Genomic DNA, 16,332 nt, shown 5'->3' with positions numbered 1-16,332 from the left:
CAGACGATAAAAATCAGCCGAGGTTATCTGTATTCAGCAGTTAACTGTGACCGAAAAAAGGTATAGAACATAATGAAAAAGTTGTTATTAGCGTGCTGTCTGGTAACCGGTTTTGCATCTACAGCGGTGCAGGCGTCTCCAACGAGTGATTTACAAAGCCGTTTGGATAAAGTGAATAGTTTCCATTCAAGCTTTACCCAGACGGTAACGACGGCTGATGGAGCGGCGGTACAGCAGGGCGAAGGTGAACTTTGGGTAAAACGTCCGAACCTGTTCAACTGGCATATGACGTCACCGGATGAGAGCGTTTTGGTTTCTGATGGTAAAACGCTGTGGTTCTATAATCCGTTTGTTGAGCAAGTGACCGCGACGTGGCTAGACAGTGCGACGAGCAATACGCCGTTTATGCTGATTACCCGCAACGATGCGAAAGAGTGGAATCAGTATAATGTGAAACAAACAGGGGATACTTTTGATCTGACACCAAAAAGCCAGAAAAATAACCTCAAGAAATTCACGATTAGCGTATCGCCAACGGGCACTATTAACAGCTTTACCGCAGTTGAACAAGATGGCCAGAGCAGTGCTTACAAGCTGAAAAGCCAGCAAAGCGGTGTGGTTGATGCCAGCAAATTCCAGTTCACTCCGCCTAAAGGTGTGACGGTGGACGATCAGCGTCAATAGTTTTAAAAATACTGAATGGGAAAAGCCAGTGAGTAATCTGTCCCTCGACTTCTCGCAGAACGAGTTTCAACCACTGGCCGCGCGTATGCGGCCAGAAACATTGAAGCAGTATATCGGACAGCGTCATCTGCTGGCTGTTGGCAAACCGTTGCCGCGAGCTATCGAAGCAGGTCACCTGCATTCAATGATTTTGTGGGGGCCTCCAGGGACAGGTAAAACAACGCTGGCAGAATTGATCGGTCGCTATGGTAATGCGGACGTTGAGCGTATTTCGGCGGTAACCTCCGGTATCAAAGAGATCCGTGAGGCTATCGAGCGAGCTCGGCATAATCGTGATGCTGGCCGCCGCACCATTCTGTTTGTTGATGAAGTTCACCGATTTAACAAAAGTCAGCAGGATGCGTTCCTGCCGCATATCGAAGATGGCACCATCACCTTCATCGGCGCTACGACTGAAAATCCTTCTTTTGAGTTGAACTCGGCGCTGCTCTCACGTGCCCGTGTTTATCTGCTTAAGGCGCTGACCAGCGACGATATTATCGAAGTGCTCAATCAGGCGATGGCCGACAAAGAGCGTGGCTACGGCGGACAAAATATTGTTCTGCCAGATGATACTCGCAATATGATTGCCGAGCTGGTCGGCGGGGATGCCCGCCGTGCACTAAACACGTTGGAAATGATGGCCGATATGGCGGAAGTTGATGCCAGCGGCAATCGTGTATTAACGCCGAATCTTCTGAAAGAAGTGTCAGGCGAGCGCAGTGCTCGCTTTGATAATAAAGGTGACCGTTTTTACGATTTGATTTCGGCGTTGCATAAATCGGTACGAGGTTCCTCACCGGATGCGGCGCTCTATTGGTATGCCCGCATTATTACTGCCGGCGGTGATCCGCTGTATGTGGCTCGGCGCCTGTTGGCGATTGCATCCGAAGATGTCGGTAATGCCGATCCGCGTGGCATGCAGGTGGCCATTTCCGCATGGGATTGTTTTACCCGAGTAGGGCCAGCCGAAGGTGAGCGCGCAATTGCGCAGGCAATCGTTTATTTAGCCTGTGCACCGAAAAGTAACGCAGTTTATACCGCGTTCAAAGCCGCTTTGCATGATGCGAAAGAGCGCCCTGATTATGATGTTCCCGATCATTTGCGCAATGCACCGACCAAGCTAATGAAGGAAATGGGGCTAGGGGCGGAGTACCGTTATGCGCATGATGAGACTCATGCCTATGCTGCCGGTGAAGTCTACTTCCCACCTGAAATGTCACAAACCCGATATTATGTGCCTACTAACCGTGGTTTAGAGGGCAAAATTGGTGAAAAACTGGCATGGTTGGCTGAGCAGGATCAAAATAGCCCGACAAAACGCTACCGCTAATTTTCCCATTGCGGTAAGGTTAACCCTGATAAAATACGCTTTACATTGAGCGCCTTGTGCTCAATGTATTGCTCATTAAAACTCCCTCAATATAATCACAGGATTAGCATGCTAGATCCCAATCTACTGCGTAATGAGCTAGACGCAGTCGCCGAAAAGCTGGCTCGTCGAGGCTTTAAACTGGATGTTGACACTCTGCGTCAGCAGGAAGAACGCCGCAAAGTGCTGCAAGTTGAAACTGAAAGCCTGCAAGCAGAGCGTAATTCGCGATCCAAATCCATCGGTGCGGCTAAAGCGCGTGGGGAAGACATTGAACCACTGCGTCTTGAAGTCAACGAATTGGGCGAAAAGCTGGATGCGGCTAAGTCTGAGCTGGATCAGTTGCTAAATGATATTCGCGATCTGGCGTTGTCTATTCCTAACATGCCAGATGATTCTGTGCCGGTAGGTAGAGACGAAAACGACAATGTGGAAGTGAGCCGCTGGGGCGAGCCTCGTACTTATGATTTCGAAGTCCGCGACCACGTAACGCTGGGCGAAATGACTGGCGGGCTGGACTTTGCTGCTGCCGTTAAACTGACCGGTGCGCGCTTTGTTGTCATGAAAGGCCAAATTGCGCGTATGCACCGTGCGTTGGCGCAGTTCATGCTCGATCTGCACACCGAGCAGCACGGATATCTGGAAACCTATGTTCCATATCTGGTGAACCACGATACTTTGTATGGTACTGGTCAGCTGCCAAAATTCGGTGGCGATTTGTTCCACACGCGTCCACTGGAAGAAGAAGCGGATTCCAGCACCTATGCGTTGATCCCGACGGCTGAAGTTCCTGTTACTAACTTGGTACGTGGCGAAATTCTGGAAGAAGAATCTCTGCCGCTGAAAATGACTGCCCATACGCCATGCTTCCGTTCAGAAGCCGGTTCTTATGGTCGCGATACTCGCGGTCTGATCCGTATGCACCAGTTTGATAAAGTTGAGTTGGTTCAGATCGTTCGTCCAGAAGACTCTATGGATGCGCTGGAAGAATTGACCGGTCATGCTGAAAAAGTGCTGCAGCTGCTGAACCTGCCATACCGCAAAGTGTTGCTGTGTACGGGTGATATGGGCTTTGGCTCTAGCAAAACCTACGATCTGGAAGTTTGGGTTCCTGCTCAGAATACATACCGCGAAATCTCTTCATGTTCAAACATGTGGGACTTCCAAGCTCGTCGTATGCAGGCTCGTTGCCGTAACAAAACCGACAAAAAACCACGTTTGGTGCATACACTGAATGGTTCTGGTTTGGCCGTTGGTCGTACGCTGGTTGCTGTACTGGAAAACTATCAGCAAGCTGATGGTCGCATTCAGGTACCAGAAGTTCTGCGTCCATACATGAATGGCTTAGAATATATCGGTTAATCTCGAATATGTTTGTAAAAGCGCCTACGGGCGCTTTTTTTATAAACTAAATAACTGCTTTCTCTATTTATTCAATTACCACGTTTTTCAAGCCACTTTTTATAGTCATATTTAACCCCGTTCTATTTCAATATCGTGAGAATTATTTCTGGTCAATCTATTCGCTTCTTTATCGATGCCGATGGCTAATTGATTTGCATTCTCAAACGTAAGTTTATGATTTTGAAAAGCTGTTAATTGCATCACATAAACCACCTGTGCCTGCGTTCTACGAGTGTTTATTGACATCAAACAATATGACTTACTCCCAAAGAAGTATTATCCATTTGAGAAAGTGGATACGGATATTTGCTCAATTTCATTCCAATTAATTGCGAGTTTATGTTTTATCTGGCGCAGTGAGCGCGCTTGAAACAGCAAATTACGTAATACCTCCACTTTCCGTTTTACTGACTAATAAAAAAACGCATAGACGTTCGTCAGAAAATTTTCAGTCATATTTTTTGTTTTGAAAGCAAACTGAGTGGGTATTGTATGAAAAATACGAAAGAGACAGGCTTATTGTCTACGCAGGTGAGCCGCCGCAAGCTGGTTAAATCCAGCGCTATCGGCGGTTTAGTTGCGGCGAGTGGTGGATTATCTCTGCCGTTTGCCCGTAAGGCAGCAGCTCAGTCAGGCACAACATCTTTGGGAAAAGATGAAAAAGTTATCTGGAGTGCATGTACCGTAAACTGTGGCAGCCGTTGCCCGTTACGCATGCATGTTGTTGATGGCGAAATTAAATATGTCGAAACCGATAACACAGGTGACGACAATTATGAGGGCTTGCATCAGGTTCGCGCATGCTTACGTGGGCGTTCTATGCGTCGCCGCGTTTACAACGCCGACCGTCTGAAATATCCCATGAAACGCGTTGGCGCGCGTGGGGAAGGTAAATTCAAACGCATAAGCTGGGAAGAAGCCTTCGATACCATCGCGGCTAGTATGCAGCACATCATTAAAGACTATGGTAACGAAGCTATCTATCTGAACTACGGCACCGGTACGCTGGGCGGTACGATGACACGCTCTTGGCCACCGGGGGCGACTCTGATTGCTCGCCTAATGAATTGCTGTGGCGGCTATCTGAATCATTACGGCGATTACAGTACAGCGCAAATTGCTGAAGGGTTGAATTACACCTACGGCGGTTGGGCCGATGGGAATAGTCCGTCAGATATCGAAAATAGTAAATTAGTGGTTCTATTTGGTAATAACCCTGGTGAAACGCGAATGAGCGGCGGCGGGGTGACTTACTATCTGGAGCAGGCTCGACAGAAATCTAATGCCCGTATGATCATTATCGATCCGCGCTATACCGATACAGGCGCTGGACGCGAAGACGAATGGGTGCCTATTCGTCCAGGTACCGACGCGGCGTTAGCCTCTGCCTTAGCACATGTGATGATCACCGAGGATTTGGTCGATCAGGCATTCCTAGATAAATACTGTGTTGGCTATGACGAAAAAACCATGCCGGAAGGAGCTCCAGCCAATGGCCACTATAAAGCCTACATTTTAGGCCTAGGGGCTGATGGTGTAGCCAAAACGCCAGAGTGGGCGGCAGCAATTACGGGTATTCCGGCGGATAAAATTATCAAGCTTGCTCGTGAAATTGGCGCGGCTAAACCCGCTTATATTTCACAAGGCTGGGGGCCACAGCGCCATTCAAACGGCGAGTTGGCTTCGCGCGCAATTTCTATGTTGGCGATTTTAACCGGCAACGTGGGGATTCACGGCGGCAATAGTGGTGCACGTGAAGGGTCGTATTCTCTCGACTTTGTTCGCATGCCGACCCTGGAGAATCCGGTTAAAACCAGTATTTCCATGTTCATGTGGACGGACGCGATTGTACGTGGCCCCGAAATGACAGCAACGCGAGATGGGGTGCGCGGCAAAGATAAGCTGGACGTGCCAATCAAAATGATCTGGAACTATGCGGGTAACTGTTTGGTGAACCAGCATTCTGAGATCAACCGTACGCATGACATTCTACAAGATGATAAAAAGTGCGAAATGATTGTGGTCATTGATAACCACATGACCGCTTCGGCTAAATACGCCGACATCTTGCTGCCTGACTGTACTGCGTCGGAGCAAATGGACTTCTGTTTAGATGCTTCGGCGGGCAACATGTCTTACGTTATTTTTGCCGATCAGGTCATCAAGCCTCGTTTCGAATGCAAAAATATCTACGAAATGACCAGTGAGTTGGCGAAGCGCATGGACGTGGAAGCTCAATTTACCGAAGGTCGTACTCAGGAAGAGTGGCTACGCCATCTGTATCAACAGTCTCAGCAAGCGATGCCAGGGCTGCCGTCGTTTGACGATTTCCGCCAGCAAGGGATTTATAAGCAGCGCGATCCCGAAGGTCATCACGTCGCTTACAAGGCGTTTCGTGAGGATCCGGTAGCTAATCCACTGACGACCCCATCGGGCAAAATAGAGATTTATTCAACGCAGCTCGCTGAAAAAGCAGCCACGTGGGAATTGGCTAAAGACGATGTCATTGACCCTCTGCCGATTTACAGCGCGGGTTTTGAAGGCTATGACGATCCGCTCGTTGAAAAATTCCCACTGCAGTTGACGGGATTCCATTATAAGGCGCGCACCCACTCTACCTATGGCAACGTCGACGTATTGAAAGCAGCTTGCCGTCAGGAGATGTGGATTAACCCAATAGATGCGAAACAACGTGGTATTGCCAACGGCGATATCGTGCGCATTTTCAACCAGCGCGGCGAAGTTCGTATTAATGCCAAAGTGACCCCTAGAATGATGCCGGGTGTTGTCGCACTAGGCGAAGGCGCATGGTACAGCCCTGATGCAAATCGAGTCGATCACGCAGGGTCGATAAATGTGCTCACCACGCAGCGTCCGTCGCCATTAGCGAAAGGCAACCCGTCTCATTCGAATCTTGTTCAAGTCACCAAGGCATAAGGAGTAGCTGATGACAACGCAATACGGCTTTTATATCGACTCTAGTCGTTGCACCGGCTGCAAAACCTGCGAGCTGGCCTGCAAAGATTTTAAAAATTTGACACCAGACGTTAGCTTCCGCCGCATTTATGAATATGCGGGGGGGGACTGGCAGGAAGATAACGGTGTGTATCACCAAAATGTGTTTGCCTATTATCTATCCATTTCGTGTAACCACTGTAGCGATCCTGCCTGTACTAAAGTGTGTCCGAGCGGCGCGATGCACAAACGAGAGGATGGCTTTGTCGTCGTCAATGAAGAGGTTTGCATTGGTTGTCGCTATTGCCACATGGCCTGCCCGTATGGCGCTCCTCAGTACAATGAGGAGAAGGGGCACATGACCAAGTGTGATGGCTGTTACGAGCGCGTGGCAGAAGGTAAGAAGCCAATCTGCGTTGAGTCTTGCCCACTGCGCGCGCTTGATTTAGCACCGATTGAAGAACTGCGCGCCAAATATGGTGACTTAGCAGAGGTGGCTCCGTTGCCTGCGGCGCACTTCACTAAGCCGAACATCGTATTAAAACCTAATGCCAACAGTCGTCCGGTCGGAGATACAACCGGTTATCTGGCAAATCCGAAGGAGGTCTGAGATGGGTATGGGATGGCATGAATGGCCGTTGATGATTTTCACGGTTTTAGGGCAGTGCGTGGTTGGTGCCTTTATTATCATGGCGCTGGCCTTGATAGCGGGTCGTTTGGATGAGGTGCTCACGCGCCGAGTGCATGTCAGCATGTTCTTTCTTTGGGTACTCATGGGGATTGCCTTTATTGCTTCTGTAATGCACTTGGGTTCTCCGATGCGAGCGTTTAATTCGCTTAACCGCATCGGTGAGTCGGCCCTGAGTAACGAGATTGCCAGCGGCTCGGTATTCTTTGCGGCGGGGGGGATTTATTGGCTCCTCGCGATGCTTAACAAAATGCCTGCGGCATTAGGCAAACTTTGGCTAGCGATCACCATGGTTTTGGGGTTGCTGTTTGTCTATGCCATGTGCCGCGTATATCAGATCGATACCGTTCCCACGTGGCATAATGGTTACACCACGCTAGGGTTTGTGTTGACGATGCTGATCGGTGGGCCTTTGCTGGGCTTTCTACTGCTACGTGCGGCGGGTGTTTTAGGTTGTAGCATGCGACTACTGCCCGTTATCAGCGTGTTAGCCGTATTAGTGAGCGTAGCCGCGGTTGCTATGCAAGGCTTTGGCCTCGCTGAGATCCACAGTTCTGTACAACAGGCATCGGCGTTAATCCCCGCGTTTGGCACTCTGCTGGCATGGCGTTTAGCGCTGCTTGTCTTAGGGCTTGGATGCTGGATCTGCCCAATGATTAAGGGTAAAACGCCGTCGGTTGCATGGCTGGTGATTGGTTTTGCGCTAGTTGTGGCGGGTGAATTGATCGGGCGCGGTATGTTCTACGGTCTGCACATGACTGTTGGCATGGCCGTAGCCGGTTAACGCCTTGATGTATTGATGATAATATCGGTGGAGCTCACTTCTGAGCTCCACACTTTAGTGAACTCACGTTCATCGTCTCATCTACTTTGCATTAAAACTGATTTGGTATCTTCATGTTACAACCTCAACAGCTTCAAGATATTGCAATCTCGGCACGTTCATTGGGTGCTCTGTTTTATTATTCCCCTGAAAGTGAAACTTGTGCGCCATTAGTCGACATTCTCACGTCGTCGGAGTGGATCATCGAATGGCCTTATGGCTCGATGCAACAGCTTGAACAATGTGCGGCAAAATTGGCTGCTATGACCGATGAGTCGCTAACAGATGCTCATCAGCGCTTGTTTATTGGGCCCTATGCGCTACCGGCTCCTCCGTGGGGTTCTGTGTATCTGGATAAAGAGAGCGTGCTTTTTGGTGACTCGACGCTGGCACTGCGCCAATGGATGCGTGAACATCTGATTGAAGGGCAAATAGGGCAGAAAGAACCCGAAGATCAGTTTGGCCTGATGTTAATGATGGCCGCATGGCTATCAGAATCGCAGCCTCAGGCGTTGAGTGATTTTCTGTCCGTGCATCTTTTACCGTGGAGCACTCGCTATTTAACGTTGATGATGCAAGACGCACGGCACCCGTTCTATCAAGGTTTGTCCGAATTAGCGCTGTTGACGCTAGCTAGCTGGCAGCAGCAGTTAGCGATTGTTCCTGCTGAACGTGAGCTTTACCGCTAATGAGCGAGCAAAAAGATCAAGACTACTATCGTGCTTGGATGTCGCACCACATCGTGAGTCGCCGTGGTCTTTTTCGCGGGCTGCTTGGCGCAGGAAAGCGAGCGCAGCAGCAGGTTGAACTTGAATCTGTGCGCCGAGCGATAGGACGCCCACCACAGGCCGTGGCGGAGCGTCTTTTTCTTGCTTTGTGCACCGCCTGTGGAGACTGCATCGCAGCGTGTCCTTACGGTCTAATCGAAATCAAAGACGGCGCAGCAGCGCTCCAAATTGATTTTTCAGCTTGTGATACCGCTAAATGCAATGACTGCACTACATCTTGCAAAACGGGGGCACTTTCCCCACTTATTTTATCGGATACTGCCTTAAGGCCTCTATTTGCTAAAGGCTGCATTGGACGTGGCAATCATGATTGCCGGCTATGTGAGCGAGCTTGTTCATCTCACGCGATTTACTTTGACGATAATGCACAACCAACGTTTGCTGAAAGCCTCTGCGACGGCTGTGGGCAATGCAAAACGGCCTGTTATCATGGACATATTTCTCTGGTGGCAGGAAGTCCAAAATTAGCCAATTTGTCAGAAAGATAAATTTTTTTACCTACGTATTAACAAATCGTGCTATGCCTAATCTATAGTCGATTGACTTTTAATTCACCAGTGGCATGATGCGCCCACTTCTCAATGCGGTTCGGTTCGAAATTCAAATGTCTTCATACTCTCGCCCAGTGCTTTTATTGCTCTGCGGGCTTTTGCTGCTGACCGTTGCTATGGCGGTTTTAAATACTTTGGTTCCATTGTGGCTTAGCCATGAGCAACTCCCTACTTGGCAAGTTGGGTTGGTGAGTTCTTCCTATTTTATGGGGAATTTGGTGGGGACGTTGGTGGCTGGGGCTGTCATTATGCACTCTGGTTTTAACCGCAGCTACCATTACGCTTGTGCCATCTTTGCACTTTCAACAGCGGCGCTGAGTTTTTCTACAGATATATGGAGTTGGCTGGCGCTGCGTTTCTTGGCCGGTGTTGGTTGTGCGATGGTATGGGTGGTGGTTGAAAGCGCGTTATTGCGTAGCGGAACCAACGCGAACCGTGGACAACTGTTAGCTGCTTATATGACTGTCTATTATCTCGGTACGGTGCTTGGGCAACTGATGCTTGGCGTTGTGCCTACCGCCGTGATGCAAGTTCTGCCTTGGGCGACATCGCTGATGGTGTTGGCGATAATGCCGTTGCTATTCGCTCGCTTTGCACGGCCTGAATCTCATGCTTCGGTACCAATGTGGGCAATGCTGCGCCGTCGTAGTGCGAGACTCGGGATCCATGGGTGTGTTATTTCAGGGGCAGTATTAGGCTCACTATATGGATTGCTGCCTCTTTATTTAGCCCATAAAGGTATGAGTGATGCTAACGTCGGTCTGTGGATGGCGTTGCTGGTGAGTGCTGGGATTATGGGGCAGTGGCCAATCGGACGTTTGGCCGATCGTTTTGGCCGCATTGCGGTTCTTCGCGTGCAGGTGAGCGTGGTTATTCTCGGTTGTATGGCGATGCTGGGGAATTATGGTGTAGTGCCCGCGCTCTTTACGCTGGGATGTGCTGGTTTTACGCTTTATCCGGTCGCGATGTCGTGGGCTTGCGAAACCGCAGCACCTCATGAGCTGGTTGCCATGAATCAAGCCTTACTGATGAGCTACACCATTGGCAGCCTTGCAGGACCTGCAACGGTCGCTGCGTTGATGCAACAATATTCCGACGATGTGCTTTTCGTCATGATTGCCGGTATTGCACTGGTTTATTTGTTGATGCTGATGAAGAAAACCGATCATCACCATGCGTTACCTGCGGCATAAGCTTCTCGATTTTCTGGCATAAAAAAACGCCCATTTGGGCGTTTTTTGTATCTGTATACCAAAGCGGCAATTAGTGCATGCGGCTTCCGGCTTGAATGCGCGAGCCCAGCATATTTTGGCTGGTTGCCTGCATCAAATGCTCACGGCAGTTATTCATTTCAAGCCAACCTTCGATTTGTTGGTGAAGGCTATTCAGTTCGCTCTGTGTTCCAGCAGACAGTACGATAATCAGGCTAACTTCACTGCCATTTTGTAGTACTACCGGTTTATCACACTTGAGCACTGATGCTTCTCCGCGTTTACTGATAACCCCCTGTTCAGGTTGGGCAAAGACCAGTAATACACCTTCGCTTACCACGAAGTCCTGTTTATCCTGCTTGAGTGCATCGATGATATGCAGCGGGTAGCTTGCATTCACCTTGCTTTCGCTAATCAGCGGTTGGCAGGCTAAATGGATCGCGTGGCGCCAGCTCAGTGGCTGGTGGCAGAACTGCCAGCGTTGGTCGAGAATTGCATCAATTGACATAAAACCTCCGGTAACATTGCACCTGTAATGGGGCGCCTGAAAAAATAAATATACCTGTCATACTTAAACTGTATGCGTATCGGCATGGTGTGTTCCCTCTAGTGACATGATTCTCTATGCGACTAGGGGCAAACGTGCCACTTCCATACAACTCGAATTTCTAGGTATAAAGGCTATCCATAGTGTTTATTTAATTCATCCACCTCTGGTGTTTGCAGCAATGTGCAGGCACAAGTCAGTATGAAAAAAAGTATTTACAGCACCGCAATAGATTGAATTTAAAGACCTCTCTTTAAGACCTATATTCTGCGGGTGTATGGGCAGTGTATCGGTGCCAATCAGGGAAGTCACTGCTTAGAAGAAAGTCTAATAATCCACCCCATCTCATCACATTACTTAAATTCTCTTGGGAATATTAGCCAAATAATTCAAACCTGCGTGATTAGATTGGAATAAAACACTAAATGTTAGTTACTCATGCAAAGCGATTTTTAAAGCGTTTTTAGCGATATAAATTGGTTTTATATTCAGAGTGGTAAGGGGGTAATAATAACAATTATCAATAAGGCGGCGTTGAGCAGTAAAAACAGGCAGGGGAGGATGAAATAGTATCGAACTTGATAATTAAGCGGGCTGACTAAATAAATGTCAGCCCGCGAGCTTTAATGATCAATACATCACTTTATGACCATAGCTTTCGAGAATGTTTTTTACGCGTTCCATCGTTTCATGAGAAGGCGGCTTTACACCACCGAGTTTGTACTCTTCACCCATAGCTTCCCATTTGTGCTTGCCTAGCTCATGGTAAGGTAGAAGCTCGATTTTCTCGACGTTGGTCATATCCTTCGTGAAGTCACCCAGTAGGTGAGCAGAAGCATCATCATCCGACCAACCAGGAACAACAACATAACGAATCCACGTTTTCTGGTTACGTTTTGCCAGATAGCGGGCAAACTCCAACGTGCGATGGTTAGATACGCCGACGAGATTCTGATGGATGTCATCGTTCATCTGCTTAAGGTCGAGCATAACCAAATCTGTAACATCTAACAGCTCATCAATGACCGGATCATAACGACGAACAAAACCGTTAGTATCGAGACAGGTGTGGATACCTTCTTCTTTGCATGCACGGAACCAGTCACGCACAAATTCCGCCTGCAGAATGGCTTCGCCACCTGATGCGGTAACGCCGCCGCCGGAGGCATTCATAAAGTGGCGATAGGTCACGACATCTTTCATTAAATCTTCAACGGTGATTTCAGTACCACCGTGGGTATCCCATGTATCACGGTTATGACAATACAGGCAGCGCATCAGGCAGCCTTGGAAAAATGTGATAAAGCGAATACCTGGGCCATCTACGGTACCGCAGGATTCAAAAGAGTGGATGCGACCTTTGAGTGACATTGCGGGGTTTTCTCCAAAATTGACTGATTAATAGCAGTCTAAAAAGGCAATGATATACACCATAGAGGTTCATATCTTGCTGATAACTGTTTTGCCTGATTTCCATCGGCAAAGAAATATTCTGAGTATTAGTCGAACTGTTGCTGAGAGCAATCCGGCAAAACAGTCAAATCATGTCATTTTTATCACGGACGAGCATACTCGGCACGCTATTGTCTCACATTTACTAAAAAGGCCCCACCGAAGTGGAGCCTTTATTTTATGCCATTTTAAGCGGGCAGTGCATTACATAGACTGTGTGAAAGTACGTGTAATAACGTCCTGCTGCTGTTCTTTGGTCAAAGAGTTGAAGCGTACAGCGTAGCCAGATACACGGATGGTCAGCTGAGGATATTTCTCAGGGTTTTCCATCGCATCTAACAGCATTTCGCGGTTCATAACGTTAACGTTCAGGTGTTGACCACCTTCGATGCTAGCTTCATGGTGGAAGTAACCATCCATCAGACCAGCCAAGTTAGCTTTACGAACTTCGTCGTCTTTACCCAGAGCGTTAGGAACGATAGAGAAGGTATAAGAAATACCATCTTTAGCGTAAGCAAACGGCAGTTTAGCAACGGAAGTCAGAGAGGCAACAGCACCTTTCTGGTCACGACCGTGCATTGGGTTAGCACCTGGACCGAATGGAGCGCCAGCACGACGACCATCTGGGGTGTTACCCGTTTTCTTACCATAAACCACGTTAGAGGTAATGGTCAGAACAGACTGAGTAGGAACCGCGTTGCGGTAAGTAGTCAGTTTCTGAATTTTCTTCATGAAACGTTCTACCAGATCACAAGCGATGTCATCGACGCGTGGGTCGTTGTTACCAAACTGCGGGTATTCACCTTCAACGTCGAAGTCGACAGCCAAGCCATCTTCGTCACGAATAGTGGTTACTTTTGCATATTTGATTGCAGACAGGGAGTCAGCAGCAACAGACAGACCTGCGATACCACATGCCATAGTACGATATACGTCACGGTCATGCAGAGCCATCAGGGATGCTTCGTAGCTGTATTTGTCATGCATGTAATGGATGATGTTCAGCGCAGTGACATACTGCTTAGCCAGCCAGTCCATGAAGTGATCCATACGTTCCATGACTTTGTCATAGTCCAGTACGGTATCCATCATTGGAGCTTCTTTAGGGCCAACCTGCATTTTCAGTTTTTCGTCAACGCCACCGTTGATTGCGTACAGCATGGTTTTAGCCAAGTTTGCACGAGCACCGAAGAACTGCATTTGTTTACCAACAATCATTGGGCTTACGCAGCAAGCAATTGCGTAGTCATCATTGTTGAAGTCAGGGCGCATCAGGTCATCGTTCTCATACTGTACAGATGAGGTGTCGATAGAAACTTTAGCCGCGAATTTCTTGAACGCCAGAGGCAGTTTTTCAGACCACAGAATGGTCATGTTTGGCTCTGGAGATGGACCCATGGTGTACAGGGTGTTCAGGAAACGGAAGCTGTTTTTGGTAACCAGAGTACGGCCGTCCAGACCCATACCAGCCAGAGATTCAGTTGCCCAGATTGGGTCACCAGAGAACAGCTCATCGTATTCTGGAGTACGCAGGAAGCGAACCATACGCAGTTTCATAACCAGATGGTCAATCAGTTCCTGAGCTTCTTCTTCAGTCAGTTTGCCTTCTTTCAGGTCACGTTCGATGTAGATATCCAGGAAGCTGGACACACGACCGAAGGACATTGCAGCACCGTTCTGAGATTTAACCGCAGCCAGGTAGCCGAAGTAAGTCCACTGTACAGCTTCTTTGGCGTTTTTAGCTGGACCAGAGATATCGCAGCCGTATTTGGCAGCCATTTCTTTGATTTGACCCAGAGCGCGATGCTGATCGGCAATCTCTTCACGCAGACGAATAGTCGCTTCCAGATCTTCACCGTTTTCCAGTTTGGTCTGCAGTGATTGGAACTGAGCGTATTTGTCTTTCATCAGGAAGTCGATACCGTAAACGGCAACACGACGGTAGTCACCGATGATACGGCCACGGCCATACGCATCAGGCAGACCGGTCAGGACGCCAGATTTACGGCAGTTCAGGATGTCTTTGGTGTAAACGTCAAACACGCCCTGGTTGTGCGTTTTACGGTATTCGGTGAAGATTTTCTTGATCATTGGATCAAGTTCACGACCGTAAACTTTACATGAACCTTCAACCATCTTGATGCCGCCGAACGGAATCAGAGCACGTTTCAGAGGTGCATCAGTTTGCAGACCAACGATTTGTTCCAGGTCTTTGCTGATGTAACCAGCATCATGAGAGGTGATGGTTGCAGCTACGTTGGTATCGAAATCAACCGGAGCATGGGTACGGTTTTCAATTTTGATACCGTCCATGACTTTATCCCACAGGTTGGTCGTCGCTTGAGTAGCGCCAGCCAGGAAGGATTCGTCACCTTCATACGGGGTGTAGTTTTTCTGGATGAAATCACGAACGTTGACTTCATTCTGCCAGTCGCCTTTAGTAAAACCTTCCCATGCGGCTGCTTGTTTTTCATTAAGCTCGGACATTTAACACCTACCTTCTAGTGTGGATTTCTTCGTAAACCCGGCGCTGCGGTAAAAAGCTCTTATTAGTGCTTATCGCCACCGCGCAGATAAATAACCCAGTATGTCAAACCAACCAGTAGACCACCGCCGATGATATTCCCGATCGTGACAGGGATCAGGTTATCGGTAATGAAGTGGCTAACGGTTAGGTTAGAGAACTGTTCTGGTGCAGCGCCTACGGCTTGCCAAAATTCAGGTGCTGCGAAATTCTTAATTACAATCCCTAATGGGATCATAAACATGTTTGCAATACTGTGTTCAAAACCGCTGGCAACAAACATCGCCACCGGAAGAACCATTGCGAACATTTTGTCCATCAGGCTACGACCGGAATAACTCATCCAGACAGCCAGACAAACCATCAAGTTAGCGAGGATCCCGAGGCAAACAGCTTCAACAAAAGTATGATGCAACTTATGATCGGCGGTTTGCAGCACATTGAGACCCCATGCGCCATTGGCTGTCATGTACTCGCCGGCAAACCACATCAGTGCAACAAAGAAAAGCGCACCAATCAGGTTACCTACATAGACATTTAGCCAGTTAAGCCCCAACTGTTTCCAGGTAATGCGGCCACTAGCTTTGGCGACAACAATTAATACGGTTGAAGTGAACAGGTCAGCCCCGCAAACCACAACAAGCATCAGGCCAAGAGAGAAACAGATACCACCAACCAGTTTGGCAAAACCAAATGGAACACCCGCAGTGCCGGTTGTTGCGGTGATGTAGAAAACGAAAGCAATAGAAATGAAGACACCAGCCGTGATCGCTAAATAAAAAGTCTTCAGCGGGTGCTTAGTGGCTTTATAAACGCCAGCATCTTCGGCCACTTTGGCCATTGCTGCTGGTAGTAGTAGATCAAAGGGGTTGTCAGCTTTCACACTAACTCTCTCTTAATATTAATCAGCGCCGAGATACTAACAAAGCAGTATACGGCAAAAATTGATTTGGATCATGATGCGCAGAACTAACCTGCCCAAAATACCCCTAAAAACAGTAAGTTAAATGATAAACTCATTGAATTCAAAAGGAAAAATATTTTTTAATATTTACACTGTAAGTTGAATTTAGAAGCTAACAGCTTTTATTAAAAGTAAAAAAATCACCTAAGAATTCGATCAAACTGAAGATATTATTTTGCAATGCCAATAATACTCGCACTTATAAATAACAATTTAATTACAAATATCGTCATAATTCGGATAAATCCCCGCTAGCCTAATCGTTCTTTCTCTATGTTTCCCTATATAAAAGGCTATAAAGGAAAAACGCAGGATTATTTCTCTGTCTCT

General features: G+C 48.0%; 13 protein-coding genes. 9 read left to right on the top strand and 4 right to left on the bottom strand.

From position 1 onward, the window contains the following. Positions 1 to 72: 72 nt before the first annotated feature. From lolA to M988_RS12560, 9 genes are all read left to right on the top strand, one after another. Positions 73 to 684, top strand: coding sequence for an outer membrane lipoprotein periplasmic chaperone LolA (gene lolA / locus M988_RS12600; RefSeq protein WP_008812991.1), 612 nt, complete (start codon positions 73 to 75; stop codon positions 682 to 684). A 28-nt stretch (positions 685 to 712) separates the two neighbouring features. Then, a complete protein-coding gene (locus tag M988_RS12595; protein ID WP_008812992.1) occupies positions 713 to 2,056 on the top strand; it encodes a replication-associated recombination protein A in 1,344 nt (447 codons plus the stop codon). 108 nt (positions 2,057 to 2,164) lie between these two features. Continuing rightward, complete coding sequence (gene serS / locus M988_RS12590) at positions 2,165 to 3,457, top strand: serine--tRNA ligase (RefSeq protein ID WP_004095796.1); 1,293 nt, start codon at positions 2,165 to 2,167, stop codon at positions 3,455 to 3,457. 534 nt (positions 3,458 to 3,991) lie between these two features. After that, positions 3,992 to 6,436: a dimethylsulfoxide reductase subunit A gene (gene dmsA, locus M988_RS12585; protein WP_064574407.1), complete on the top strand. Its 2,445-nt coding sequence runs from the start codon at positions 3,992 to 3,994 to the stop codon at positions 6,434 to 6,436. Between the two features lie 10 nt (positions 6,437 to 6,446). Beyond that, positions 6,447 to 7,064: a DMSO/selenate family reductase complex B subunit gene (locus M988_RS12580; protein WP_008812995.1), complete on the top strand. Its 618-nt coding sequence runs from the start codon at positions 6,447 to 6,449 to the stop codon at positions 7,062 to 7,064. A 1-nt stretch (position 7,065) separates the two neighbouring features. Further along, positions 7,066 to 7,926 carry a dimethyl sulfoxide reductase anchor subunit family protein gene (locus M988_RS12575; RefSeq protein WP_008812996.1) on the top strand — a complete coding sequence of 287 codons (861 nt, stop codon included), beginning with the start codon at positions 7,066 to 7,068 and terminating at the stop codon, positions 7,924 to 7,926. 113 nt (positions 7,927 to 8,039) lie between these two features. Continuing rightward, positions 8,040 to 8,654: a Tat proofreading chaperone DmsD gene (dmsD, locus tag M988_RS12570; protein ID WP_064574405.1), complete on the top strand. Its 615-nt coding sequence runs from the start codon at positions 8,040 to 8,042 to the stop codon at positions 8,652 to 8,654. Beyond that, complete coding sequence (locus tag M988_RS12565) at positions 8,654 to 9,241, top strand: 4Fe-4S dicluster domain-containing protein (RefSeq protein WP_064574399.1); 588 nt, start codon at positions 8,654 to 8,656, stop codon at positions 9,239 to 9,241. Before dmsD ends, M988_RS12565 begins: the two co-directional genes overlap by 1 nt. Before the next feature lie 116 nt (positions 9,242 to 9,357). Further along, positions 9,358 to 10,497, top strand: a complete 1,140-nt coding sequence (locus M988_RS12560) for an MFS transporter (protein WP_061060461.1) — start codon at positions 9,358 to 9,360, stop codon at positions 10,495 to 10,497. 70 nt (positions 10,498 to 10,567) lie between these two features. Here the strand turns inward: M988_RS12560 and M988_RS12555 are convergent, their stop codons facing one another. The 4 genes from M988_RS12555 to focA all read right to left on the bottom strand — a co-directional run bounded on the left by M988_RS12555 (position 10,568) and on the right by focA (position 15,921). After that, on the bottom strand, positions 10,568 to 11,023 hold the full coding sequence (locus tag M988_RS12555; protein WP_039188810.1) for a PTS sugar transporter subunit IIA: 456 nt from the start codon (positions 11,021 to 11,023) through the stop codon (positions 10,568 to 10,570). Positions 11,024 to 11,692: 669 nt separating this feature from the next. Continuing rightward, on the bottom strand, positions 11,693 to 12,433 hold the full coding sequence (gene pflA / locus M988_RS12550) for a pyruvate formate lyase 1-activating protein (RefSeq protein WP_008813001.1): 741 nt from the start codon (positions 12,431 to 12,433) through the stop codon (positions 11,693 to 11,695). 285 nt (positions 12,434 to 12,718) lie between these two features. Then, on the bottom strand, positions 12,719 to 15,001 hold the full coding sequence (pflB, locus tag M988_RS12545) for a formate C-acetyltransferase (protein WP_004095771.1): 2,283 nt from the start codon (positions 14,999 to 15,001) through the stop codon (positions 12,719 to 12,721). 62 nt (positions 15,002 to 15,063) lie between these two features. Beyond that, complete coding sequence (focA, locus tag M988_RS12540) at positions 15,064 to 15,921, bottom strand: formate transporter FocA (RefSeq protein ID WP_020303849.1); 858 nt, start codon at positions 15,919 to 15,921, stop codon at positions 15,064 to 15,066. Positions 15,922 to 16,332 lie beyond the last annotated feature (411 nt).

Origin of the sequence: Hafnia paralvei ATCC 29927, from assembly GCF_001655005.1 — a bacterium.
GTDB classification, from domain to species: domain Bacteria; phylum Pseudomonadota; class Gammaproteobacteria; order Enterobacterales; family Enterobacteriaceae; genus Hafnia; species Hafnia paralvei.
The sequence above is the reverse complement of the archived record's forward strand: the minus strand, read 5'-3'. Positions and strand labels throughout refer to the sequence as shown.